Below are 23,562 nucleotides of genomic sequence, written 5' to 3'. Positions count from 1 at the left end.
TGGATTTCGTGAGCAACGCCGATGGTCCGGCCGTCCAGCTGCGCGGGCTGAAGAAGCGCTTCGGTGACACCGTCGCCGTCGCAGGCCTCGACCTGTGCATGCCGCGCGGCAGCGTGCTGGCGCTGCTCGGGCCGAACGGCGCGGGCAAGACGACGACGGTGGAGATCTGCGAGGGCTTCCAGCGCCCCGACGCCGGCGAGGTCCGGGTGCTCGGCCTGGACCCGCGCACCCAGTCCGAGGCGTTGCGGCCGCGGATCGGCGTGATGCCGCAGGGCGGCGGCGCCTATCCCGGCGTGCGGGCCGACGAGATGCTGGACCTGGTCGCCGCCTGCGCCGCCGATCCGCTGGATCCGGCCTGGCTGCTGGAGGTGCTCGGGCTGGACAACGCCCGCCGCACCCCGTACAAGCGGCTCTCCGGCGGTCAGCAGCAGCGGCTCTCGCTGGCGTGCGCGCTGGTCGGGCGCCCGGAGCTGGTGTTCCTCGACGAACCCACCGCGGGCCTGGACCCGCAGGCGCGGCGGCTGGTCTGGGACCTGGTCGGCGCGCTGCGCCGCGACGGGGTCAGCGTGCTGCTCACGACGCACCTGATGGACGAGGCCGAGGCGCTGGCGGACCGGGTGGTGATCGTGGACCACGGCCGCGCGGTCGCCGACGGCACCGCTGCGGAGCTGACCGAGCCCGAGGACGGCAAGCAGGAGCTGCGGTTCCGCTCCCAGACCGGGCTGGACCTGAACCTGCTGCTGGCCGCGCTGCCGGAGGACTGCCAGGCCAGCGAGCTGCGGCCGGGTGACTACGTGGTGCGCGGGCACGTCGACCCGCAGGTGGTCTCCACGGTGACCGCCTGGTGCGCGCAGCACGGGGTGCTGGCGAACGAGCTGCGGGTGGCCCGCCGCAGCCTGGAGGACGTCTTCCTGGAACTGACCGGACGGGAGCTGCGATCGTGAACGCCGAGGCCAACGCCGCACCGCCGCTCGGCGCCCAGTTCCCGGCCGGGACCTTCGCCCCGGCACCGGGCCGGGGCCGCCCGCTCCGGATGCTGCTCGCGCAGACCCGGGTCGAGGCGCTGCTGATCATCCGGCACGGCGAGCAGGCGCTGCTCACGCTGATCATCCCGCTGGCGCTGCTGATCGGCCTGAGCACCCTGAACATCGGCGATCTGCCGGAGCCCCGGGTGAACTCGGTGATGCCGCGCATCCTGGCGCTGGCGGTGATGTCCACGGCGTTCACCGGGCAGGCCATCGCACTGGGCTTCGACCGCCGCTACGGGGTGCTGAAGCGCCTGTCGGCGACGGCGCTGCCGCGCTGGACGCTCATCTCCGGCCGGGTGCTGGCGACGCTGCTGGTGGTGGCGTTGCAGGCGGTCGTGCTGGGAGTCGCCGCGGTGCTGCTGGGGTGGTCGCCGGAGCTCTCCGGGCTGCTGCCTGCCGTCCCGCTGCTGGTGCTGGGCACGCTCGCCTTCGGAGCGGCCGGGGTGCTGGTCGGTGGTGCGTTGCGCGCCGAGATCGTGCTGGCGCTGGCCAACGCGATCTGGTTCGTGCTGCTGCTGGCTGGTGGCCTGGCCCTGCCCGCCGCCGATCTGCCCGGGCCGCTGAGCGTGCTGGCCGGGTTCCTGCCATCGGGCGCGCTTTCCGCGGCGCTGGACGCGGTGCTGGTCGACGGTTCGCTGCCGGGAGTGCAGCCGATCGTCGTGCTCCTCGCCTGGGGCGCGGCGTGCGGTGGTGTGGCCGTGCGCACATTTCGCCTGACCTGAGCCGGTGGCAGGGTGTGGCCATGACGGAGATCGCCCGCCAGGCCAAGAACGCCCTGGAAGTCATCCACTCGATGATCTACTTCGCGCCGGAGGCCGCGGACGGTTACGCCGGGCTCGGTCTGGACCGGGGCCGGATGTCGTACTTCGCGGGCCGCGCGGCCGTGATGGGCCCGGTCGGGCCCGGTGTGGTGGCGGCGACCTTCTACAACTTCAACCCCGTCTCGATCGCCGAGGCCATCCCCCGCGCCTGGTCGATCGCGTCTCCGAGCACGGTGGTCGAGACCCGCTTCCGCGCGGCCGACGCGGCCCTGCGCCGGATGCTCGGGGATGCCGTCGACTCCGCGGCGGTCACCGAAGCAGCGGAACTGGCGCGCGAGGCCAGCCGGGCGTGCGCTCCGGATGGCAAGCCGCTCTTCGCGGCGCACGCCGACCTGGACTGGCCGGATGAGCCGCACTTGCAGCTCTGGCACGCGGTGACCCTGCTGCGCGAGTTCCGCGGCGACGCGCACATCGCAGCGCTGCAGCGCGCCGAGCTCAGCGGTCTGCAGGCTCTGGTGCTGCACAGCTCGACCGGCGAGGGTTTCAAGCCTTCGGCGGCGCGGGAGCTGCGCGGGTGGAGCGAATCGCAGTGGGCCGAGGCCGAGCGGGAGCTGCGCGAGCGCGGCCTGGTCGGAGAGGACGGCGGGATCAGCCAGGCGGGCATCGCGCTGCGCGAGGAGCTCGAGGCCGGGACCGACGCGATGTCGATGCCCCCGTGGCGTGCGCTGGGCGAGGAGAAGGCAGCAGCGCTGATCGACAACGGCCGCGAGCTGACCCGAGCACTGCTGAAGGCCGGTGCGATCCCCCGCGATCTCTTCGGCCGCGACTGAATCAGGCCTGCGGACGGGCGATTCCGGGCCGCGGCTACCATCGGACCGTGCCGCTTCCTACTTGGATCTCCCGCCCGTCCCCGCGCGTCGTGCGCAACCTGGCGCTCGCGGTGCTGGTGATGCAGGCGCTGATCTCGGTGACCGGTGTGACGGTTCGCGTGACGGGTTCCGGGCTCGGCTGCCCGACCTGGCCGCAGTGCTTCCCCGGCAGCATGGTGCCCATCGAGCACCCCGAGGTGGCGACGCTGCACCAGGTGATCGAGTTCGGCAACCGGCTGCTGACCGGCGTGATCGGCTTCGTCGCGCTGGCCTGCTTCCTGGCCGCGCTGCGGTGCATGCCACGGCGCAAGCGGCTGATCCGGCTGGCGCTGATCATGCCGGTGGGCGTGGCCGCGCAGGCGGTCATCGGCGGCTTCACGGTCCTGCTGAACCTGGCCTGGTGGAGCGTGTCGGTGCACTTCATGGCGTCGGCGGTGCTGATCTGGCTGGCCACGATCCTCTACAAGGCCACCAAGGAGGGCGACCGCGAGCCGGTCGGCGTGGTGCCGACGCCGATGCGCAGGCTGCTGGTCGCGCTCACCGCGGTGACCGCGGCGGTGCTGATCGCGGGCACGTTGGTGACCGCGGCGGGCCCGCACGCCGGTGACCCGGACACCCCGCGCCTGGACCTGCCGGTGCAGACCCTGGTCCAGGTGCACGGCCTGCTGGTGATGGCCTACGTGCTGATCCTCGCGGTGTTCGGCGTGTGGCTGCGCAGCGCCCGCCCCACCAGGGCACTGCTGAAGACCTACGGCTCGGCCTGCGCGATGGTGCTGATCCAGGGCGTGATCGGATCGGTCCAGTACTACCTCGGCGTGCCGGAGGCGATGGTCGTGCTGCACATGGCGGCGGCCACGCTGGTGATCATCATCACCGCCCTGCTGTGGGGCGAGTCCCGCCACCGCGGCCCGCTGCCCGAGCCGGCCACCACCGCGAAGGACGCCGAGCCCGCGACGGTCTGAGCCCGGCTCGGAGGCCGGTGGCGTCAGAAGCGGAGCTTGGGCTTGCCCTCGCGCTCCCAGCGGCGCCACAGATCCGGCATCTCACCGGCCAGCCACTGGTAGAACTCGTGCACCGTGCGCAGGCGCCGGGCGCGTTCGCCCTGGCCGCTGAACATGCGCAGCCCGGCCGCGGTCAGCTCCTCCAGGCCGGTGACCCGCTGCATCCGGTGCCGCACCAGCTCCGGCCAGCGGTCCTCCTCCACCCGGTACAGCGCCGCTTCGCGGCCCTGCCGGGTCGTCTTGGAGACCACGCCGAGCCGCATCAGCAGCCGCACGTTGGTGCTGATCGAGCCGGTGCTGGCGGCCAGCGCCAGGGACAGCTCGGCGGCGGTGCGCTCCGGCGGGTCGCAGACGAGCAGGAACGCCAGGACGCGCCCGGCGATCAGCGGCATGCCCTCGCTGGCTTCGAAGTGCGCCGCCATCTGCTCGATCCACTCCGACATGGCCGGTCGGTCGGTGCGCTGCACGTAGTCGGGCACGACGGCTCCAAGTGATCGAGTTCAGTACTCGCTGAAAAGGTAAACCACAGCGAACACTTCGACCAGCCGCCGACCGGCGTGTCGCGGAGCGGAAAGGGATCAGCTGGTGCGCGCGCCCATCGTCCGGCGGTGCCCGGCGCCGATCTTCATCGCGCCGACGGTCTCGCCGTCCCACTCGTGGGCGGACAGCCCCTCCACGGCCTCGACCAGCGCGTTGCCGGTGGCGACATCGGGCACCATGACGTCGCCGAAGCGGCCGTCGTCGCCGACCAGCACGACGCGGGCACCGGCCTGGCCGAGGTTCTCCACGACCGCGCGGGCGGACTTGCCGTGCGCGGCGACGAACGCCTTGGCCGTCGCGATCGCCTTGGGCGCGGGTGCGGTGGTTTCTTCGGTAGCCGTCATGACCGAATCCTAAATCAGCCCGCCGGGAAGATCCGACGGCGCGGGCAGGTTGCAGCAGACTAGGACGACAGCGAAGGAGTCAGCATGCGAGCCATCCGGGTAGCGGCCAACGGTGGGCCCGAGGTCCTGCAGCTCACCGAGATCGACGCGCCGGAACCGCAGCCCGGCCAACTGCTGGTCGAGGTCGCCGCGAGCGGGGTGAACTTCATCGACACCTACCAGCGCAGCGGCGCCTACGCGATGCAGGTGCCCTTCACCCCCGGCTCCGAGGGCGCGGGCGAGGTCGTCGCGGTGGGCGAGGGCGTGACCGGGTTCTCGGTGGGCGACCGGGTCGCCTGGGCGATGGCGCCGGGCAGCTACGCCGAGCGGGCGCTGGTGCCCGCCGACAAGGCGGTCCAGGTGCCTGCGGGCGTGGACATCCGCACCGCTGCCGCAGCGCTGCTGCAGGGCCTCACCGCGCACTACCTGGTCACCTCCACGCACCCGGTGCGCACCGGGGAGACCGCGCTGGTGCACGCCGCTGCCGGCGGCATGGGCCTGCTGCTGACGCAGCTGGTCAAGCACCTCGGCGGCAACGTCATCGGCACCGTGTCCACCGCTGAGAAGGAGAAGCTGGCGCGCGAGGCCGGGGCCGACGAGGTCATCCGCTACACCGAGGAGGACGTGGCCGCCACGGTCTCCGACCTCACCGACGGACGCGGCGTGGACGTGGTCTACGACGGGGTCGGCAAGACCACCTTCGACGCCAGTCTGGCCAGCCTCCGCCCGCGCGGCCTGCTCGCGCTGTTCGGCGCGGCGAGCGGCCCGGTGCCCCCGGTGGACCCGCAGCGGCTGAACTCGGCGGGTTCGGTGTTCCTGACCCGACCCAGCCTGGCGCACCACATCCTGACCCGCGACGAGCTGGACTGGCGGGCCGGTGAGCTGTTCGAGTGGATCGCCACCGGGGTGCTCGACATCCGCATCGGCGGCACCTACCCGCTGGAGGACGCCCGCCGCGCCCACGAGGACCTGGAAGGCCGCCGCACCACCGCGAAGCTCCTGCTCCTGCCGTGACAATGGAATGGAATTTCCAGGCTCGTTCTGCGTAGCGGTGCGGGTAACGGAGTCTCAGAGGCTTCCTGGACTGCGGGTGCCCCTCCTGATGTATGACGAATACACGGCGGAGGGGCCGTCCTCGCCAGGAAACCTCTGAGAAACCGCGGCGGTGCCAGCTGCGAGGGTGGGTTATGCGCCTGCGGCGCATGCGACACCGTCCGCAGCCTGAGCACGTTGATCGTCGCGGCTGCGGTTACCGACCAGGATGAAAGGTTCGCCGGTATTCGCTGTCGGGGCAGGTCAGAACGGCCAGCCGAGGACCGGCAAGCCCAGCGCCGAGTCGACCGCCAGGGCCACGAACACGATCATCAGGTACGTGTTGGACATGTGGAACAGCTTCATCGGCTTGGTCTTCTCGCCGCGCTTGGTCGCCGCGTGCAGCCGGTGCGCAAGGAGCAGGAACCACACGCCCGCCAGCACCGCGAAGGCTGCGTAGAGCCAGCCGGTCGCCGGGACCAGCAGCAGCGTCCAGATCACCATCAGCCAGGTGTAGGCCACGATCTGGCGCGAGACGTAGGTCGGCTCGGCGACCACCGGCAGCATCGGGACGCCGGCGCGCTCGTAGTCGTCCTTGTACTTCATCGCCAGCGACCAGGTGTGCGGCGGCGTCCAGAAGAAGATCACGCCGAACATCACCAGCGCGGGCCAGTCGATCCGCCCGGTCACCCCGGCCCAGCCGATCACCACCGGCATGCAGCCCGCCGCGCCGCCCCAGACGATGTTCTGCGCGGTCCGGCGCTTGAGCACCAGGGTGTAGACGAAGACGTAGAACAGGATCGTGCCGACCGCCAGCGACGCGGCCAGCAGGTTCGCCGTCGCCCACAGCCAGGCGAAGGAACCCACGCCCAGCGCGATGCCGAAGACCAGCGCGTGCCGGGTGGACACGGTGTGCCGCACCAGCGGGCGCGCCCTGGTGCGCTTCATCACCTGGTCGATGTCGGCGTCGGCCACGCAGTTCAGCGCGTTCGCGCTGCCCGCGGCCATGGTGCCGCCGATCAGCGTGGCGATCACCAGCCACGGCGACGGGATGCCGCGCTCGGCCAGCAGCATCGCCGGGATGGTGGTGACCAGCAGCAGTTCGATGACCCGGGGCTTGATCAGCCCGACGTAGGCCTTCAGCAGGTCGGCGGGGCGGCGGGCGTGGCGCTCGCGGGAGGTGTCGGCGGTGGTGGTCACGACGCTGCGCTCACCGACGACATGGCACTCCTTGGGCATCTCCGGACGACTGGGCCGATCCGCGCACGACGCGGGGATCAACCGCCAGTGAATAGTAGGCGCGCTACTGAAACCCGAATCGCGCGGGTGGCCGGGAAACCGTCGGTGACCCTGGTCACGCAGCGTTGTCGGTATTCTGGTGACGTTCGGCGATCAGCCGGAGATCCGGTCGCCGTGCAGCGCCTATTCGACCCCTTGGCGCAGGGTCGGCGCCATCGCACCGCCGCTCCCGCAGGCGGCGGGACGGCAATTGAGACGGGTCGGCGCGTGGCCGATCGGACACGACTAGGCTGCCCGTCGGACGAGGGATAACCGCGGTTCGAATCGGTCCAGCGACCGCATTCACCCGTCAACGGGATACCGCCGAAGGAAAAACTTGGAGCTGCGTCCGTGTCCGTCACCGACGACCTTGCCCGCTTGACCACCAAGCGACTGCCCGAAGACTGGAGCGAGCTGGACCAGCGCGCGGTGGACACCGCTCGCGTGCTGGCCGCCGATGCGGTGGAGAACTGCGGCAGCGGCCACCCCGGCACCGCGATGAGCCTGGCCCCGGCGGCCTACGCGCTGTTCCAGCGCGTGATGCGACACGACCCGAACGACCCGGAGTGGATCGGCCGCGACCGCTTCGTGCTGTCCGCGGGTCACTCGAGCCTGACGCTGTACGTGCAGCTGTTCCTGTCCGGCTACGGCCTGGAGCTGGAGGACCTCAAGCAGCTGCGCAAGTGGGGTTCGAAGACCCCGGGCCACCCGGAGTACGGGCACACCGCCGGGGTGGAGACCACCACCGGCCCGCTGGGGCAGGGCCTGTCCACCGCGGTCGGCATGGCCTTCGCCGCCCGCCGCGAGCGCGGTCTGTTCGACCCGGAGACCGCCGCCGGTGAGAGCCCGTTCGACCACCACATCTACGTGATCGCCTCCGACGGCGACATCGAGGAGGGCGTCACCTCCGAGGCGTCGTCGCTGGCCGGTACCCAGCAGCTGGGCAACCTCACGGTGATCTACGACGCGAACGAGATCTCCATCGAGGACGACACCCGCATCGCGCTGTCCGAGGACACCGCGAAGCGCTACGAGTCCTACGGCTGGCAGGTCCTCACCGTGCACGGCGGCGAGGACGTCAAGGGCCTGCTGGAGGCCATCGAGACCGCCAAGGCCGAGACCTCCCGCCCGACCCTGATCGTGCTGCGCACGGTGATCGGCTACCCGGCCCCGACCAAGATGAACACCGGCAAGGCGCACGGCGCCGCGCTCGGTGCCGACGAGGTCGCCGGGGTCAAGAAGGCGCTGGGCCTGGACCCGGAGCAGTCCTTCCAGGTCGACGCCGAGGTGCTGGCGCACGCCCGCGAGGTCGCGGCCCGCGGCGAGGCCGCGCACGCCGAGTGGCAGGTCGCCTTCGACAAGTGGGCGGCGGCCAACCCGGAGCGCAAGGCGCTGCTGGACCGGCTGGCCACCCGCGAGCTGCCGGCCGGCTGGCAGGAGAAGCTGCCGACCTGGGAGGCCGACGGCAAGTCCATCGCCACCCGCAAGGCCTCCGGTGAGGTGCTCAACGCGCTGGCCGACGTGCTGCCCGAGCTCTGGGGCGGTTCGGCCGACCTGGCGGAGAGCAACAACACCACGATGAAGGGCGTCGACTCGTTCGGCCCGGCGTCGATCTCCACCAGCACCTGGACGGCCGACCCCTACGGCCGCACGCTGCACTTCGGCATCCGCGAGCACGCGATGGGCGCGATCCTCAACGGCATCGCGCTGCACGGCGGCACCCGCCCCTACGGCGGCACCTTCCTGGTGTTCAGCGACTACATGCGTCCCGCGGTGCGGCTCGCCGCGCTGATGAAGGTCCCGTCCATCTTCGTGTGGACGCACGACTCCATCGGCCTCGGCGAGGACGGCCCGACGCACCAGCCGATCGAGCACGTGGCCTCGCTGCGCGCCATCCCCGGCTTCTCGATGGTCCGCCCGGCGGACGCCAACGAGACCGCGGCGGCGTGGCAGAAGATCCTGGAGGACCCGAGCGGCCCGGCCGGTCTGGCGCTGACCCGCCAGGGCGTGCCGACGCTGGAGGGCGTGACCTCCGAGGGCGTGGCCAAGGGCGGTTACGTGCTGGCCGAGGCCGGTAACGGCGAGCCGCAGCTGCTGCTGATCGCCACCGGCTCCGAGGTTCAGCTGGCCGTCGAGGCCCGGAAGATCCTGGAGGCCGACGGCGTTGCCACTCGCGTGATCTCGATGCCGTGCGTGGAGTGGTTCGACGCGCAGGACGAGGCCTACCGCGAGCAGGTGCTGCCGAAGTCGGTCAAGGCCCGCGTCTCGGTCGAGGCCGGCATCGCGATGCCGTGGTACCGGTTCGTCAAGGACGCCGGTGAGTCGGTGTCCATCGAGCACTTCGGCGCCTCGGCGGACTACAAGACCCTGTACAACGAGTTCGGCATCACCGTCGACGCCGTTGTCGCGGCGGCCCGGCGCAGCCTGAGCAACGCCCAGCAGGCGTGAGCGGAGGAAACCCTGTGACCACCAACCAGAACCTCAAGGCGCTCAGCGAGGCCGGGGTTTCGATCTGGCTGGACGACCTGTCCCGCCAGCGGATCACCTCGGGCAACCTCGCCGAGCTGATCACCGACCAGGCGGTCGTCGGCGTCACCAGCAACCCGACGATCTTCGCCAACGCGCTGTCCAACGCGGCCGACTACAACGAGAAGGTCCGCGAGCTGGCCGCCCGCGGTGCGAGCGTGGACGACACCGTCCGCGAGCTGACCACCGCTGACGTGCGCGACGCCGCGGACATCTTCCGCAACGTCCACGAGCAGTCCGGTGGCGTCGACGGCCGCGTCTCGCTGGAGGTCGACCCGCGGCTGGCGCACGACACCGAGCGCACCGTGGCCGAGGCCGTCGACCTGTGGAAGGCCGTGGACCGGCCGAACCTGATGGTCAAGATCCCGGCCACCGTGGAGGGCCTGCCCGCGATCACCCGCGTGCTGGCCGAGGGCATCAGCGTCAACGTCACGCTGATCTTCTCGGTGCAGCGCTACCGCGACGTGATGGACGCCTTCCTGGCCGGTCTGGAGCAGGCGAAGGCCAACGGCCACGACCTCGCCCAGATCGCCTCGGTCGCGTCGTTCTTCGTGTCCCGCGTGGACACCGAGATCGACAAGCGGCTGGAGAAGATCTCCGGTGGTGAGGCGCTGCGCGGCAAGGCCGCGATCGCCAACGCCCGCCTGGCCTACGCGGCCTACGAGGAGGTCTTCGGCACCGAGCGCTGGAAGGCGCTGGCCGCCGACGGCGCCAAGGCGCAGCGTCCGCTGTGGGCCTCCACCGGCGTGAAGGACCCGGCCTACTCCGACACCCGCTACGTGGACGAGCTGGTCGCGCCGAACACGGTGAACACCATGCCGGAGGCGACCCTGAAGGCCACCGCCGACCACGCCGACGTGCGCGGCGACACGGTCAGCGGCACCGCTGCCGCCTCGCAGCAGGTCTTCGACGACCTGTCGGGCGCGGGCATCGACCTCGACGACGTGTTCGCGGTGCTGGAGCGCGAGGGCGTCGAGAAGTTCGAGAAGTCCTGGAGCGAACTGCTGGACACGGTCGCCCAGCAGCTCGAGCAGGCCAAGTAAGCGTTGTGGCGGGGCCGGTTTCCCGAACCGGCCCCGCTGCCGCGTCTCCGGGCCGCACCTGCCCGGATGGGCGACACTGTGGTCGCACGAAGTTGGCTTCCAAGATCGAACCCCGGAAGGCCAGATCGAACTGGGGTTCGACCCAACAAGTCGAGCGCTGTTAAGGAAGTACATGGCAACCGAAATTTCCGTCGACATTCCCGATGTGGCGCTAGCGGCCGAGGCCCGACCGCTGGTCGAGCGGTTGGCCGCCGATGCGGTTGCCGGCAAGCTCGCCGCCCAGGACCCCGCGCTGTGGGGTCCGGACGCCGAGCCCGAGGCATCCATCCGGCTGTCCTGGACAACGCTGCACGAGAGTTCCCGCCCGCTGCTGGCCGAGATCGACGCGCTGCGCGCCGAACTGCACGCCGAGGGCCTGGACCGCGTGGTGCTGGCCGGCATGGGCGGCTCGTCGCTGGCCCCGGAGGTGATCACCGCGACCGCCGGTGTGCCGCTGGTCGTGCTGGACACCACCGATCCCGGTCAGGTCGCCGACGCGCTGGCCGGCGATCTGGACCGCACCGTGCTGGTGGTCTCCTCCAAGTCCGGCACCACGGTCGAGACCGACTCGCACCGCAGGATCTTCGAGCAGGCCTTCTCGCAAAACGGAATCGATCCTGTGACCCGGATCATCGTGGTCACCGATCCCGGTTCCCCGATGGAGACGGCCGCCCGCGAGGCCGGCTACCGCAAGGTCTTCACCGCCGACCCGCACGTGGGCGGCCGCTACTCGGCGCTGACCGCCTTCGGCCTGGTGCCCGCGGGCCTGGCCGGAGCCGACGTCTCCGCGCTGCTGGACGACGCGGCCGCGGCGTTCCGGCTGCTGAGCACCGACGACGCGGACAACCCGGCCGTGCAGCTGGCCGCCGCGCTCGGCGCGGCGCACGCCGGCGGCGCGGAGAAGGTCGTCTTCGCCGACACCGGCTCCGGCATCAAGGGCTTCGGCGACTGGGTGGAGCAGCTGATCGCCGAGTCCACCGGCAAGAACGGCACCGGCCTGCTGCCGGTCGTCGTGGAGAGCACCGACGCGCCCGGTTTCGCCGACGCGGGCGAGGACGCCACCACCGTGGCGGTCGGCCCGGCCGTCAGGGGCGCGAAGATCAGCACCGCCGGTCCGCTGGGCGGCCAGTTCCTGCTGTGGGAGTTCGCCACCGCGCTGGCCGGCCGGCTGCTGGGCATCAACCCGTTCGACCAGCCTGACGTGGAGGCCGCCAAGAAGGCCGCGCGGGCGCTGCTGGACGGTCCGTCCGGTGGCCCGGCCGCGACGCCGGTGCTGGTGGACGGTTCGATCGAGGTGCACGCCTCCGGCGAGTGGCTCTCCCCCGGGGTGGGCACGGTGGCCGAGGCGCTGCGCGCGTTCCTGGCCGCCGCCCCGAAGAACGGCTACCTGGCGGTGCAGGCCTACCTGGACCGCCTCGACGACGCCTCGGCCGAGGTGCTGCGCCCGGAGCTGGCGCGCCGCAGCGGGCTGCAGACCACTTTCGGCTGGGGACCGCGGTTCCTGCACTCCACCGGCCAGTACCACAAGGGCGGCCACCAGAACGGCGTGTTCCTGCAGATCACCGGTGCCGCCGAGCAGGACCTGCAGGTGCCGGAGCGGCCGTACACGCTGTCCGGCCTGCAGCGCGCTCAGGCGCTCGGCGACGGTCAGGTGCTCGCCGACCACGCCCGGCCGGTGCTGCGGCTGCACCTCACCGACCGCGCGGCCGGGCTGGTCGAGCTCGTCAAGGCCGTGCAGGACCTGACGCAAGGAGGTGCGCGGTGACCCCGCCAGAGCAGCAGTGGCAGAACCCGCTGCGGGATCCGCGGGACAAGCGGCTGCCCCGGATCGCCGGCCCGTGCGGCCTGACGATCTTCGGCGTGACCGGTGACCTGTCCCGCAAGAAGCTGATGCCCGCGATCTACGACCTGGCCAACCGGGGCCTGCTGCCGCCGGGCTTCGCGCTGACCGGGTTCGCCCGCCGCGACTGGGCCGACCAGGACTTCGGCCAGGTCGTCTACGAGGCGGTCAAGGAGCACGCGCGCACCCCGTTCCACCAGAGCGTCTGGGACCGGCTGGCGGAGGGCATCCGGTTCGTGCCGGGTTCCTTCGACGACGACGAGGCCTTCAACCGCCTCGCCGACACCGTCAAGCACCTCGACGCAGAGCGCGGCACGGGCGGCAACCACGCCTTCTACCTGTCGGTGCCGCCGTCGGCGTTCCCGACGGTGCTCAAGCAGCTGTCCCGCTCCGGGCTGACCGACCAGTCCGGGGACAGCTGGCGCCGGGTGGTCATCGAGAAGCCGTTCGGCCACGACCTGGAGAGCGCGAAGCACCTCAACCACATCGTCAACGAGGTGTTCCCCGAGGACTCGGTGTTCCGCATCGACCACTACCTCGGCAAGGAGACGGTGCAGAACCTGCTGGCGCTGCGCTTCGCCAACCAGCTGTTCGAGCCGATCTGGAACGCGCACTACGTCGACCACGTGCAGATCACCATGGCCGAGGACATCGGGCTGGGCGGGCGCGCGGGCTACTACGACGGCATCGGCGCCGCCCGGGACGTGATCCAGAACCACCTGCTGCAGCTGATGGCGCTGACGGCGATGGAGGAGCCGGTCTCGTTCGCGCCGCAGGACCTGCGCGCGGAGAAGGTGAAGGTGCTCTCGGCGACCAAGCCGGTCGGCCCGTTCGACGAGACCACCGCGCGCGGCCAGTACACCGGTGGCTGGCAGGGCGGTTCGCTGGTGCCGGGGCTGCACGAGGAGGGCGGGTTCGCCGCCGACTCGATCACCGAGACCTACGCGGCGATCACCCTCGAGGTGGAGAGCCGCCGCTGGGCCGGGGTGCCGTTCTACCTGCGCACCGGCAAGCGGCTGGGCCGCCGGGTCACCGAGATCGCGGTGGTGTTCAAGCGCGCGCCGCACCTGCCGTTCGACAGCACGATGACCGAGGAGCTGGGGCAGAACGCCCTGGTGATCCGGGTGCAGCCGGACGAGGGCGTGACGATGCGCTTCGGCGCGAAGGTGCCGGGCACGTCGATGGAGGTGCGCGACGTGACCATGGACTTCGGTTACGGGCACGCCTTCACCGAGTCCTCGCCGGAGGCCTACGAGCGGCTGATCCTGGACGTGCTGCTGGGCGAGCCGTCGCTGTTCCCGGTCAACGAAGAAGTCGAACTGTCCTGGAAGATCCTCGACCCGGTGCTGGACCACTGGGCCGCGCGCGGCAAGCCGCAGCCCTACAAGGCGGGCACCTGGGGCCCGCCGTCGGCGGAGGCCATGATGGCCCGCACCGGACGCGTCTGGAGGCGACCGTGATCATCGACCTGCCGTCCACCACGACCTCGCAGGTCAACAAGAAGCTGGTGGAGCTGCGCGAGACCGGCGGCGCGGTCGCGCTGGGCCGGGTGCTGACGCTGGTGGTCGTCACCGGCGACGGCACCGAGGTGGAGAAGGCCATCCAGGCCGCCAACGACGCCAGCCGGGAGCACCCGTGCCGGGTGATCGTGGTGGCCAGCGGAGCGCGGCAGGCCGCGCCCCGGCTGGACGCCCAGATCCGCATCGGCGGTGACGCGGGTGCGTCCGAGGTGATCGTGCTGCGGCTGTACGGGCCGCTGGCCGACGAGGGCGCGGGTTCGGTCGTCCCGCTGCTGCTGCCGGACGCCCCGGTGGTGGCGTGGTGGCCCACCAACGCCCCGGAGGTCCCGTCGAAGGACCCGATCGGCGCGCTGTCGCACCGCCGGATCACCGACGCGGCCAACGAGGCGGACCCGATCGCGTCCCTGCAGAACCGCCTGCAGTCCTACGCCGACGGCGACACGGACCTGGCCTGGACCCGGCTGACCTCGTGGCGCGCGATGCTGGCGGCGGCGATGGACCTGCCGCCGCACGAGCCGGTCACGGCCGCCACGGTGACCGGTGCGGCGGATTCGCCGTCGACCGATCTGCTGGCCGGGTGGCTGGCCAGCTACCTGGAGGTCCCGGTGCGCCGGGTGGATCACCCGCGCGGGCCGGGCATCGTCTCGGCGGTGCTGGAGCGCCCGTCGGGCAACGTGGAGATCGTCCGCCCGGACGGCAAGGTGGGCACGCTGACGCAGCCGGGCCAGCCGGACCGCCGGGTGTCGTTGCAGCGCCGCGAGGTCCGCGACTGCCTCGTCGAGGAGCTGCGCCGCCTGGACCCGGACGAGATCTACGAGGTCACCCTGGGCGGCCTGGACAAGATCGTCCGCGACGAGCCGGAGCAGCCGGAGGACGAGTCGTGACCCGCGTGGTGGTGCACGCCTCGGGCGAGCTGCTGGCCGCCGCGGCGGCAGCGCGGCTGATCACCGCGCTGGTGGACGCCCAGGCCGAGCACGGCGTGGCCTCGGTGGTGCTCACCGGCGGCCGCACCGGCATCGGTGTGCTGGAGCAGGTCCGCCGCTCCCCCGCCCGCGGCGCGGTGGACTGGGCGAACGTGGACGTCTACTGGGGCGATGAGCGGTTCCTGCCGGACGGCGACCCGGAGCGCAACGAGACCCAGGCCCGCGAAGCGCTGCTGGACCACGTGCCGGTGGACCCGGAGCGGGTGCACCCGATGGCCCCGTCGGACGGCAAGTTCGGCGAGGACGCAGATGCGGCCGCCGCGCACTACGCGGAGGTCCTGGCGGCCAAAGCGGCCCCGGCCACCGACATCGCGGTGCCCCGCTTCGACGTCCTCCTGCTGGGAGTCGGCGAAGAGGGCCACACGGCGTCCCTGTTCCCGGACACGCCGTACGTGAAGGAGGCGGAGCGAACGGTGGTGGGCGTCCACGACTGCCCGAAGCCGCCGCCGACCCGCATCTCCCTGACCCTCCCGGCGATCCAAGCGGCGTCGGAGGTCTGGCTGATGACGACCGGAGCGGCCAAAGCCGAGCCGGTAGCGGCAGCCCTGGCTGGCGCGAAGCCGGTGGACATCCCGGCGGCAGGAGCCCGAGGCCGCAACAAGACCCTCTGGCTCCTGGACGCAACAGCAGCGACCCAGCTCCCCACCGGAAGCTGACCCTGCGGTGAGCGGCGCCCTGGACGCAGGGTCGCCGCTCACCGTTGTTCAAACCGCGCAGGTCTGCGGTCGCGGTGCCACGGCCCCGGCGGTGTCGGCGAACGCGCGCACCCGGGCGGTCTCACCCGCCGTGCGCCACACCAGCGCGACCTCGGAGTCAGGCATGTCCCGCAACGGCACGAGCACGATGTCCGGGCGTGCGTAGTACCGGGACACCGATTCCACCACCGGCGACACGCCCTGGCCGTTGGCCACCGCCGTGAGCAGTTCCTGGAAGGTCCGCACGCCGTGCCTGCGGTTGATCAACCGGCCGCGGGGTGTGACCGTCGGGACGTGAAACTCCCACCAGTAGTCCGGTGCGGGGCCCACGACGTCGACGACCTCCACCCTGGCCAGGTCCTCCACCGACACCGACGAGCGCTCGGCGAACGGATGCCCACTGGGTACGGCGAGCATCCTGGGCTCCGCCAGCAGCACCGGGCCGACCTCCAGATCGGGTTCGTCGACCGGCAAGCGCATGATCAGCACGTCCACCTCTCCGGCACGCAGCGGGCCGAGCGGATCGGCGCAGTGCACCTCGACCATCCGCACCTCGCACCCCGGATGCCGAGCGCCGAACTCGGTCACCAGCTCTGAAGTCCGCTCGTTCGCGCCCGAACCGATGAATCCCACCCGCAGGGTTCCGCTGATGCCGCGGGCAGTCGCGGTGGCGCGCTCCAATGCACGCGCCAACTGCGCGTAGGCATCGCTGATGTCGTCCCGGAACTGTTCGCCGAGCGGAGTCAGCCCGACCCGACGGCTGGTGCGGTCGAACAGCCGCCCGCCGATCCGCTGTTCCAGCGACTGGAGATTCTGGGTGATGCGGGGCGGCGACACGTGCAACCGCTCGGCAGTGCGCCCGAAGTGCAATTCCTCGGTGAGAACGAGGAAGGATTCCAGCTCGCGAAACTCCACGACGACCTCCATCGTTAAGCGCGACTTAGCGAAGCTACCGCAATTCGTCGTTGTTCCGCCCCACCAACCGCCAGATCCTCGATCACGAACCACTTCGCTGATCGAGAAAGTCCGAGGCAAATGGCACTTCCGCAGGCTTCCCGGGGCGGTATCGCTACGCCGGAACCAGCCGCACGCAAAACGATCTCCGTCCGGGATCGGCTGCTGCTCGTCGCGGTCCTGACCGGCACGTTCCTGTCCATGCTCAACGACTTCATCGTCAACGTCGCCACCCCGGCGATCCGCACGGAACTCGGGGCGACCTACGCGGAAGTCCAACTCGTCATCGGCGGGTACATCCTGGTCTACGGCGTGGCGCTGGTGACGGGTGGCCGCTTGGGAGACATCTTCGGGCACCGCAGGATGTTCCTGCTCGGCACCGGCCTGTTCACACTCTCCTCGCTCGCCTGCGGTCTGGCGCCGAATCCGGCGCTGCTGATCGCGTTTCGCATCGCACAAGCGCTGAGCGCCGCCCTCTTCTACCCCCAGGTCCTGTCGATCCTGCAGCTGGTGTTCACCGGCCGGGCGCGCGCGAAGGCGTTCAGCGCATTCGGCGCGACGATCGGGCTTGCGTCCATCGCGGGCCAGCTCATCGGCGGGATGCTGATCGGAGCGGATCTCTTCGGTCTGACCTGGCGGCCCATCTTCCTGATCAACGTGCCGGTCGGTTTGATCGCCATCGCGATCGCCGCCTGGACCCTGCCCAAGCACGCGGGCAGCACCGGAACGCGCCTGGACCTGCCCGGTGCCGGGCTGCTGTCCGCCACCCTGGTGCTGCTGATCTTCCCACTCGTCCAGGGCCGTGAACTGGGCTGGCCGGTCTGGACGGTCGGTCTGCTCGTTCTCAGCGCACCGGCGCTGCTGGCGTTCCTGCGGTGGGAGCGCCGCGTGGCCGACGGTGCGAGGTCACCCCTGGTACCGCCCGAACTGCACCGGATCCGCGGCTTCGGTGTCGGCAACGCGATAGCCCTGCTGTTCTTCGCGGGCAACAGCGGCCTCTTCTTCCTGCTGCCGTTGCAGCTCCAGTCCGGGCTCGGGCACAGCGCCCTCCACTCCGGCCTCACCTTCACCCCGCTGGCGGTGACCTTCACCCTCGGCTCGCTGCTGGCTCCGAAACTGGCGCCCAGGCTGGGGAACCGCGTGCTCAGCCTCGGTTATGCCATCAACGTCGTCGGCAACACCATCGTCCTGGTCATCGTGATCAGCGCAGGGACGGAGGTAACGGGCTGGTTGCTAGCACCTGCCATGGCCGTGGTCGGGCTGGGCCAGGGCCTCGGCATGAGCCCGCTGGTCGCGGCAGCGCTCGCCGACGTGCCGGGCAAGCACTCCGGTGCTGCCTCCGGCGTCATCCAAACGGTCATGCAAGTGGGCATGGCGTTCGGCGTGACGGTGATCGGACTGGTGTTCTTCGCCGCCCTCGGTTCCGGAACCGGACCCGTCGAGTACAGCCGGGCGTTCACCGTCGCCCTGATCACCCAGCCTCTGCTGGCCCTGCTGGCCCTGGCACTGGTCCCGCTGCTGACCACCGGAGAGGAGCGCAGCGCCGCAGCCCAGAGCTGACCGAGCGCCGCGCCGATGACGTGCTCGACGTTGTCGGCGCGGTCGATCCCGGCCATCGGCGATGGGGTCTCGGCCAGTTCGGCGAGATCCTGCGGGTTCCGGCAGTAGGCGGCGGGTTGCCGTGCCGCGCCGTGCCCCGGCAGGTCGAGGGCCAGCACCGGGAACGGAATCGGGGAGGGCGCGCGAAAACCGCGGCCTCAGGCCGGAATCCGGGTGCGGGCGTGGACGACTTCGAAACCCGTGCGCACGACGCTAGTACCTGGCATCAAGCGAGTTCTGCGCAGAGGTCGCGCTCCTCGCCGTGCGCTCGGCGGACCAGGCGGTAGTCCCGCCGGATTCCGGTCCTGCGCATCGGGACTCCTCTCGATCGAGCTGAGGAGGCCCACGCTAGCGACGGCTCTCGGCCGACTGGGCGGTGATCCGCCGGGCAGCACCCGTTCGGCCGTCGGCGCGCTCAGCTGCCGTGCTGGCGCCGTTCAGGGCAAGCTCGCGGGTGCGCAGGCGCTGCCGGTATCGCAGGGGAGACAGTCCGACGTGACGTTTGAACGCGGTGCTGAACGCACTCTCGGAGGTGTATCCCAGCTCCGCGGCGAGGGCTCCGATCCGGACGTCGCTGTCGCGCAGTGCCCGCTGCCCGAGCAGCATCCGCCAGCGGCCGAGGTAGGTCAGGGGTGGGACGCCCGCCACGGCTCGGAAGCGTTCCGCGAACGAGCTGCGGGACATCGCCGCGGCACGGGACAGTTCGTCCAGGCTCCAGGCCTTTCCCGGCTCGGCGTGCATGAGCCCGATCGCGGGTCGCAACCGCTCGTCGGTCAGCAGCCGGAGCCAGCCCGGGGGCAGCTCGGCTTGGTCGCTGTAGACGCGCATCATCTCCAGCACCAAGAGCTGCGCGTGCTGCCGGATCGCGAACTCCGCGCCGATCCGGCGGTTGCTCACCTCGTCGAACACCCTGCGGATGGTGCCGCGCAGGGTGGCCGACTCGGCGGTCGATCCCCGGATGTGCCCGACCGGCGGGAGCGCCTGAAGCAGCGCCTGACCGGCCGGATCGAGCTCGACCCGGCCACCCACGAGGACATCGTCGGTGCCGAGGTCGACGCCGACGAGATCAGCCGAGGGATCCTCGGGCGTGATCTCGCTGCGCGGGCCGGCACCGGTGCCTCCCTCCAGCTCCAGCCACGACCGGTTGTTCAGCACGGCGACGTCGCCCGGCTCGAGCTCGATCGGCGCGTCGATTCCGTCCGTGGTCAACCGCGCGTGACCGCTCACCAGCGCGAAGAACTTCAGCGCGGTCCGGAGCTCCCCGCGCGAAACCCACCGGCCGCGCTCCGCGAACCCGCCGGAGAGCACTCCTCGGACCTCGATGAGGTCGAACACCTCGGAGAGCTGATCCCTGTCCATCTCCGTACTATCGCGAAGAAAATCCGGACTGACAACGATTCAGAATCCACGCGCTGCGGTGCAGGCTGGATGCATGACGCCAAGCCGCACGCACGGTCAACACCCCATCGGATCCGGATTCACCCCTGCCTCAACCGTCGACGACGTCATGGCGGGCATCGATCTCACTGGCAAGAACGCGATCGTCACCGGAGGCCATTCCGGGCTGGGTCTGGTGGCCACCCGCGCGCTGGCCGAGGCCGGCGCCTCGGTCGTCGTCGGCTCCCGCGACACCGACCGCGCAGCGAAGGCAGTCGCCGGAATCCAGAACGTCGAGGTCGGTCAGCTGGACTTGCTCGTACCGGAGTCGATCGACGCCTTCGTCGCCCGCTACCTCGACACCGGCCGGCCGCTCCACATCCTCATCAACAACGCGGGCTTCTCGGGCCCAGGTGGGATCGTTCGTGACGCGCGCGGCTACGAGGCGCAGTTCGCGGCCAACCACCTCGGCCACTTCCAGCTGACGTTGGGCCTGCACCCCGCCCTGCGCGCAGCCGGCGGTGCGCGGGTCGTCAACACCACGTCGGGCGCCCAGCGGATGTCCGACATCCTGTGGGACGACCCGCATTTCACCACCGGCCGACACTCCCCGGACCTCGCCTACGCCCAGTCGAAGACCGCCAACGTGCTGTTCACGGTCGAGCTTGATCGCCGCTGGAGCGCCGACGGAATCCGCGCCTACGCACCGCACCCCGGCATCGTGCCCGCCACGGATTTCAACAAGTCGGCGGGCGAGGAGGCTCAGCGGGCCATGGGCCTCATCGACGAATCCGGGGAGCCGATCATCGATCCCGACCGAGGGAAGAAGACGCCGGAGCAGGGCGCCGCGACCATCGTGTTCGCGGCCACCAGCCCGTTGCTCGCCGGAGTCGGTGGCGTCTATCTCAACAACTGCGACATCTCACCACTGGACGCCGACCCGAACCCGATCGACCTCACCGCCGACGAGGTCCCGGCCGACGTCGCACCGCACTCCATCGATCCCCGGTCCGCCCAACGCCTGTGGCAGCTGAGCGAGAAGCTGATCGAGCGCTCTCCGGCCTGACCCGCCGCTGTTCCACCAGTGGGGCGGGCCAGGGTGGTTGCGCGGAGACCCACGCTAGCTTCGCCTTCCGGCCGACCGGTTGGTGTTCCGCCGAACAGCACCCGATCGGCCGTCGGGGCGCTCAGGTGCCGAACTGCCAGGAGGTGAGGTACTCGTGCTGGCGGGGCGTGAGCTCGTCGATGGTGATGTCGTAGGCCGCCAGCTTCGCCACCGCCACCTCGTTCTCGATCTCCTTCGGGATCGGGTGCACCGCCGGTTCCAGCTCGCCCGCGCGCTCCACCAGGTAGCGGACCGCCAGCGCCTGGGTCGCGAAGGTCATGTCCATCACCTCGGCCGGGTGGGCTTCCGCCGCGGCCTGGCCGAGGAGGCGGCCTTCGGCCAGCAGCAGGATCCGGTGCCCTTCGGGCAGGGTGTACTCCACGCAGTTGTCGCGCAGGTAGCGGCGGCTGGTCGCGGTGCTGGTCAGGTCGTCGACCGCGATCTCCAGGTCGAAGTGCCCGGAGTTGCCGATGAGCGCGCCGTCCTTCATCAGCCGCATGTGCTCGACGGTGACCACGTCCCGGTTGCCGGTCGTGGTGATGACGACGTCGGCTTCGGCGGCGGCGCGGTGCATCGGCAGCACCCGCAGACCGTCGAGCTTGGCCTCCAGCGCCCGCACCGGGTCCACCTCGGTGACCACGACGTCGGCTCCCATGCCGCGCGCCCGCGCCGCCACTCCGCGCCCGCACCAGCCGTAGCCGGCCACCACCACGGTCGCCCCGGCCAGCAGGATGTTGGTGGCGCGCAGGATTCCGTCGATGGTGTTCTGGCCGGTGCCGTAGCGGTTGTCGAACAGGTGCTTGGTCAGCGCGTCGTTGGTGGGCAGGACCGGGTAGCGCAGTGCCGCGTCGGCGGCCATGTTGCGCATCCGGATCACGCCGGTGGAGGTGATCTCGGTGCCGCCGATGATCGCGGGCAGCAGTTCCGGGCGCTGCTCGTGCACGGTGGCGGTCAGGTCGGCGCCGTCGTCGACGATCAGCGTGGGCTCGATGTCGAGCGCGCCTTTGACCTGCTGGTAGTAGGTTTCGCGGTCGCAGCCGCGGACCGCGAAGACCTCGGCGCCCAGGTCCCGCTGGATCGCGGCGGCGACGTCGTCCTTCGTGGACAGCGGGTTCGACGCGCACAGCGCCACTTCGGCGCCACCCGCGACCAGCGCGCGGCACAGGTTCGCCGTCTCGGTGGTGACGTGCAGGCAGGCGGCGATGCGCGCGCCGCGAAGCGGTTTCTCCGCCGCCCAGCGCTCGGTCAGGCCGGCCAGGACCGGCATCCGGCGGTGGGCGAACTCGATCTTGCGGGCGCCGTCGTCGGCCAGCGCCGGATCGCGCAGCAGGGGCATCGGCTGCTTCCCTTCCTCGGTGGACGAACCGAGTCCACCGCGCCGTCGGCGCGGGAACCAGAGCACGAACCGGGCGTCAACCCGGCATCTGGCGGGACGAGCTGGAGGCGGGCGGGTTCCGCGCGTAACGTCGCCGGGGTGGCACGCCAGTCCGACCTCGCACAGAAGCGCCGCAGCCGCGGCCACACGCAGGAAACGCTCGCGCACCGGCTGGAGGTGGACGTCTCCACCGTGGCGCGGTGGGAGCGCGGCGCGTCCACGCCGACCCCGCGGATGCGGGAGGCGCTGGCCCGCGAGCTGGGGCTCTCGCTGGACCAGCTCGCCGGGCTGCTGCCGCACCCCGCTGTCGCCCGGGAGCTCCCCGCCGTCGACCCGGTGGAGCTCATCAAGGACGTCTGGACCTCGGCGGAGCGCGACGGGCTCGCCTCGCGCCTGGCGGAGAACTCCGCCGAGCCCGGGCTGACCGGTGATCGCGCGGTGCGCGTGGCCCACCAGTGGCTGATCACCCCGCCGCCGCCCGCGGTGGCGTGGACGAGCGAGTCCGGGCGGCGCATCGGTTCCGGCGCGCTCGGCCGCATCCAGGCGCGGTTGCGGTACCTGCACCACGCCGACGACGTGGTGGCGGGCGGGGACCTGCACAGCACGATCCGCGGTGAGGTCGCCCGCACCGCGACGCTGCTGCGCACCGCCAGCTATCCCGAGGAGATCGGCCGCGGGCTGTTGCGGGCCATCGCCGAGCTGTGCCAGCTGGCGGGCTGGTCGACGGCCGACGCCGGGCACATCGCGACCGCCGAGCACTACTACCTCAGCGGGATCCAGGCCGCGCACGCCGCCGACGACCCGGTGCTGGCCGCGCAGGTGGTGTCGGCGCTGGCCGGGCACCTCACCGAGTACGGCAGGGCGCGCGATGCGGTTCTGGTGGCCAAGTCGGCGCAGGCGCGCATCGACGGCCTGGGCCGCAACGCCACGACGCCGACCGTGCGCGCGCTGCTGCACGCGCGAGCCTCCTGGGCGCACGTGGCGGCGGGCGAGCCCGGTCAGGCCGCCACCGCGATCCAGCGCGCTCAGGACGAGTACGCGTGCCGCCGCGACGGCGACCCCGATCCGGCGTGGGTCTACTGGCTGACGCCCGAGGAGATGGAGATCATCGTCGGCCGGGTCGACACCGCGCTGGGCCGCACCCGGCAGGCGCGGCAGCGCCTGACCTCGGCGATCCGCAGCTGCGACCACCGCCGCGTCCGCGAGACCGCGCTCTACACGACCTGGCTCGCGCACGCGCACCTGCGCGCGCAGGACGTCGACGGCGCCTCGGCGCTGGCCAACCGGGCTCAACAGCTGAGCGAGACGATCCCCTCCGACTACAGCGAGCGCGCGGTGCGCCAGCTGACCCGGCAGCTGGCGGCGGCCCGGTAGCAACTGCTCAGACTGTTCCTGGTTCTTTCTCTTTGAAACGCCGGAGGCGTTTGGCCCACCCTCGCAGCTCGCACCGCCGCGGGTTCCAGCGGTTTCCTGGCGAGGACAGCCCGTTCGCCGTGTATCGGACATACATAAGAACGGGATCCCGCAGCCAGGGAACCGCTGAGGTTCCGCCACCCGCACCGCCACGCAGAACGAGCTGGAACAGTCTCTTGGGTGGTAATTCCTCGCCATCGC

20 protein-coding genes are annotated in these 23,562 nt (G+C 71.3%); 14 read left to right on the top strand and 6 right to left on the bottom strand.

Features of this window, described 5'->3' with window-relative positions; all coding sequences use genetic code 11:
• The first annotated feature begins 8 nt into the window (after window positions 1–8).
• The 4 genes from ATL45_RS25090 to ATL45_RS25075 all read left to right on the top strand — a co-directional run bounded on the left by ATL45_RS25090 (window position 9) and on the right by ATL45_RS25075 (window position 3,620).
• Complete coding sequence (locus tag ATL45_RS25090; protein WP_093155705.1) at window positions 9–944, top strand: ABC transporter ATP-binding protein; 936 nt, start codon at window positions 9–11, stop codon at window positions 942–944.
• An 89-nt stretch (window positions 945–1,033) separates the two neighbouring features.
• Entirely contained in the window at window positions 1,034–1,750 is a 717-nt protein-coding gene (locus tag ATL45_RS25085) for an ABC transporter permease (protein ID WP_093155703.1), read from the top strand.
• 20 nt (window positions 1,751–1,770) lie between these two features.
• Window positions 1,771–2,619: an SCO6745 family protein gene (locus ATL45_RS25080; RefSeq protein ID WP_093155702.1), complete on the top strand. Its 849-nt coding sequence runs from the start codon at window positions 1,771–1,773 to the stop codon at window positions 2,617–2,619.
• A 47-nt stretch (window positions 2,620–2,666) separates the two neighbouring features.
• Window positions 2,667–3,620: a COX15/CtaA family protein gene (locus ATL45_RS25075; RefSeq protein ID WP_093155500.1), complete on the top strand. Its 954-nt coding sequence runs from the start codon at window positions 2,667–2,669 to the stop codon at window positions 3,618–3,620.
• A gap of 23 nt (window positions 3,621–3,643) precedes the next feature.
• Here the strand turns inward: ATL45_RS25075 and ATL45_RS25070 are convergent, their stop codons facing one another.
• Together ATL45_RS25070 and ATL45_RS25065 are read right to left on the bottom strand one after the other, a co-directional pair.
• Entirely contained in the window at window positions 3,644–4,138 is a 495-nt protein-coding gene (locus ATL45_RS25070) for a GbsR/MarR family transcriptional regulator (protein WP_093155498.1), read from the bottom strand.
• Window positions 4,139–4,237: 99 nt separating this feature from the next.
• A complete protein-coding gene (locus ATL45_RS25065) occupies window positions 4,238–4,543 on the bottom strand; it encodes a hypothetical protein (RefSeq protein WP_093155497.1) in 306 nt (101 codons plus the stop codon).
• An 84-nt stretch (window positions 4,544–4,627) separates the two neighbouring features.
• Here ATL45_RS25065 and ATL45_RS25060 point away from each other — a divergent pair, with 84 nt between their 5' ends.
• On the top strand, window positions 4,628–5,596 hold the full coding sequence (locus ATL45_RS25060) for a quinone oxidoreductase family protein (protein WP_093155495.1): 969 nt from the start codon (window positions 4,628–4,630) through the stop codon (window positions 5,594–5,596).
• Window positions 5,597–5,878: 282 nt separating this feature from the next.
• Here the strand turns inward: ATL45_RS25060 and ATL45_RS25055 are convergent, their stop codons facing one another.
• On the bottom strand, window positions 5,879–6,853 hold the full coding sequence (locus ATL45_RS25055; protein WP_177242018.1) for a heme o synthase: 975 nt from the start codon (window positions 6,851–6,853) through the stop codon (window positions 5,879–5,881).
• Window positions 6,854–7,243: 390 nt separating this feature from the next.
• On the opposite strand from ATL45_RS25055, the gene tkt reads away from it, so the two are divergent.
• From tkt to pgl, 6 genes are all read left to right on the top strand, one after another.
• A complete protein-coding gene (gene tkt, locus ATL45_RS25050; RefSeq protein WP_211841283.1) occupies window positions 7,244–9,340 on the top strand; it encodes a transketolase in 2,097 nt (698 codons plus the stop codon).
• Between the two features lie 14 nt (window positions 9,341–9,354).
• Window positions 9,355–10,461, top strand: a complete 1,107-nt coding sequence (gene tal / locus ATL45_RS25045; protein WP_093155494.1) for a transaldolase — start codon at window positions 9,355–9,357, stop codon at window positions 10,459–10,461.
• 172 nt (window positions 10,462–10,633) lie between these two features.
• Window positions 10,634–12,265 (top strand): phosphoglucose isomerase-related protein, encoded by a 1,632-nt coding sequence (locus ATL45_RS25040; protein WP_093155492.1) that lies wholly within the window; start codon window positions 10,634–10,636, stop codon window positions 12,263–12,265.
• Window positions 12,262–13,800: a glucose-6-phosphate dehydrogenase gene (gene zwf / locus ATL45_RS25035; protein ID WP_093155491.1), complete on the top strand. Its 1,539-nt coding sequence runs from the start codon at window positions 12,262–12,264 to the stop codon at window positions 13,798–13,800. The genes ATL45_RS25040 and zwf overlap by 4 nt, the downstream gene beginning before the upstream one ends.
• Complete coding sequence (opcA, locus tag ATL45_RS25030; RefSeq protein ID WP_093155489.1) at window positions 13,797–14,744, top strand: glucose-6-phosphate dehydrogenase assembly protein OpcA; 948 nt, start codon at window positions 13,797–13,799, stop codon at window positions 14,742–14,744. Before zwf ends, opcA begins: the two co-directional genes overlap by 4 nt.
• Window positions 14,741–15,499, top strand: coding sequence for a 6-phosphogluconolactonase (gene pgl / locus ATL45_RS25025; RefSeq protein WP_093155488.1), 759 nt, complete (start codon window positions 14,741–14,743; stop codon window positions 15,497–15,499). The genes opcA and pgl overlap by 4 nt, the downstream gene beginning before the upstream one ends.
• Before the next feature lie 48 nt (window positions 15,500–15,547).
• On the opposite strand, the gene ATL45_RS25020 is transcribed toward pgl, so the two are convergent.
• Window positions 15,548–16,453 (bottom strand): LysR family transcriptional regulator, encoded by a 906-nt coding sequence (locus ATL45_RS25020; RefSeq protein ID WP_211841282.1) that lies wholly within the window; start codon window positions 16,451–16,453, stop codon window positions 15,548–15,550.
• 120 nt (window positions 16,454–16,573) lie between these two features.
• Between ATL45_RS25020 and ATL45_RS25015 the strand changes: the two genes are divergently transcribed.
• Window positions 16,574–18,052, top strand: coding sequence for an MFS transporter (locus tag ATL45_RS25015; protein ID WP_211841281.1), 1,479 nt, complete (start codon window positions 16,574–16,576; stop codon window positions 18,050–18,052).
• Between the two features lie 387 nt (window positions 18,053–18,439).
• On the opposite strand, the gene ATL45_RS25010 is transcribed toward ATL45_RS25015, so the two are convergent.
• The gene (locus tag ATL45_RS25010) at window positions 18,440–19,450 is read right to left on the bottom strand and encodes an AraC family transcriptional regulator (protein WP_093155486.1); all 1,011 of its coding nucleotides are present in this window, start codon (window positions 19,448–19,450) and stop codon (window positions 18,440–18,442) included.
• A 148-nt stretch (window positions 19,451–19,598) separates the two neighbouring features.
• On the opposite strand from ATL45_RS25010, the gene ATL45_RS25005 reads away from it, so the two are divergent.
• Window positions 19,599–20,534: an SDR family NAD(P)-dependent oxidoreductase gene (locus tag ATL45_RS25005; RefSeq protein WP_246025526.1), complete on the top strand. Its 936-nt coding sequence runs from the start codon at window positions 19,599–19,601 to the stop codon at window positions 20,532–20,534.
• A gap of 121 nt (window positions 20,535–20,655) precedes the next feature.
• Here the strand turns inward: ATL45_RS25005 and ahcY are convergent, their stop codons facing one another.
• Window positions 20,656–21,909: an adenosylhomocysteinase gene (ahcY, locus tag ATL45_RS25000; RefSeq protein ID WP_093155483.1), complete on the bottom strand. Its 1,254-nt coding sequence runs from the start codon at window positions 21,907–21,909 to the stop codon at window positions 20,656–20,658.
• Here ahcY and ATL45_RS24995 point away from each other — a divergent pair.
• Window positions 21,847–23,322 carry a helix-turn-helix domain-containing protein gene (locus tag ATL45_RS24995; RefSeq protein ID WP_093155694.1) on the top strand — a complete coding sequence of 492 codons (1,476 nt, stop codon included), beginning with the start codon at window positions 21,847–21,849 and terminating at the stop codon, window positions 23,320–23,322. The two genes, ahcY and ATL45_RS24995, sit on opposite strands and share 63 nt — an antisense overlap.
• Window positions 23,323–23,562 lie beyond the last annotated feature (240 nt).

The sequence above is a fragment of the Saccharopolyspora antimicrobica genome, from assembly GCF_003635025.1.
GTDB classification, from domain to species: Bacteria; Actinomycetota; Actinomycetes; order Mycobacteriales; family Pseudonocardiaceae; genus Saccharopolyspora; species Saccharopolyspora antimicrobica.
Note: the sequence above shows the minus strand (reverse complement) of the source record. Positions and strands in the feature narration are given on the sequence as shown.

Excerpts from the sequence above, each read along its gene's own strand:
- ATL45_RS25085 (WP_093155703.1), top strand. The coding sequence starts at position 1,034 with ATGCTGCTCGCGCAGACCCGGGTCGAGGCGCTGCTGATCATCCGGCAC.
- ATL45_RS25080 (WP_093155702.1), top strand. The coding sequence starts at position 1,771 with ATGACGGAGATCGCCCGCCAGGCCAAGAACGCCCTGGAAGTCATCCAC.
- ATL45_RS25065 (WP_093155497.1), bottom strand. The coding sequence starts at position 4,543 with ATGACGGCTACCGAAGAAACCACCGCACCCGCGCCCAAGGCGATCGCG.
- ATL45_RS25060 (WP_093155495.1), top strand. The coding sequence starts at position 4,628 with ATGCGAGCCATCCGGGTAGCGGCCAACGGTGGGCCCGAGGTCCTGCAG.
- ATL45_RS25055 (WP_177242018.1), bottom strand. The coding sequence starts at position 6,853 with ATGCCCAAGGAGTGCCATGTCGTCGGTGAGCGCAGCGTCGTGACCACC.
- ATL45_RS25040 (WP_093155492.1), top strand. The coding sequence starts at position 10,634 with ATGGCAACCGAAATTTCCGTCGACATTCCCGATGTGGCGCTAGCGGCC.
- ATL45_RS25015 (WP_211841281.1), top strand. The coding sequence starts at position 16,574 with ATGGCACTTCCGCAGGCTTCCCGGGGCGGTATCGCTACGCCGGAACCA.
- ATL45_RS25010 (WP_093155486.1), bottom strand. The coding sequence starts at position 19,450 with ATGGACAGGGATCAGCTCTCCGAGGTGTTCGACCTCATCGAGGTCCGA.
- ATL45_RS25005 (WP_246025526.1), top strand. The coding sequence starts at position 19,599 with ATGGCGGGCATCGATCTCACTGGCAAGAACGCGATCGTCACCGGAGGC.
- ahcY (WP_093155483.1), bottom strand. The coding sequence starts at position 21,909 with ATGCCCCTGCTGCGCGATCCGGCGCTGGCCGACGACGGCGCCCGCAAG.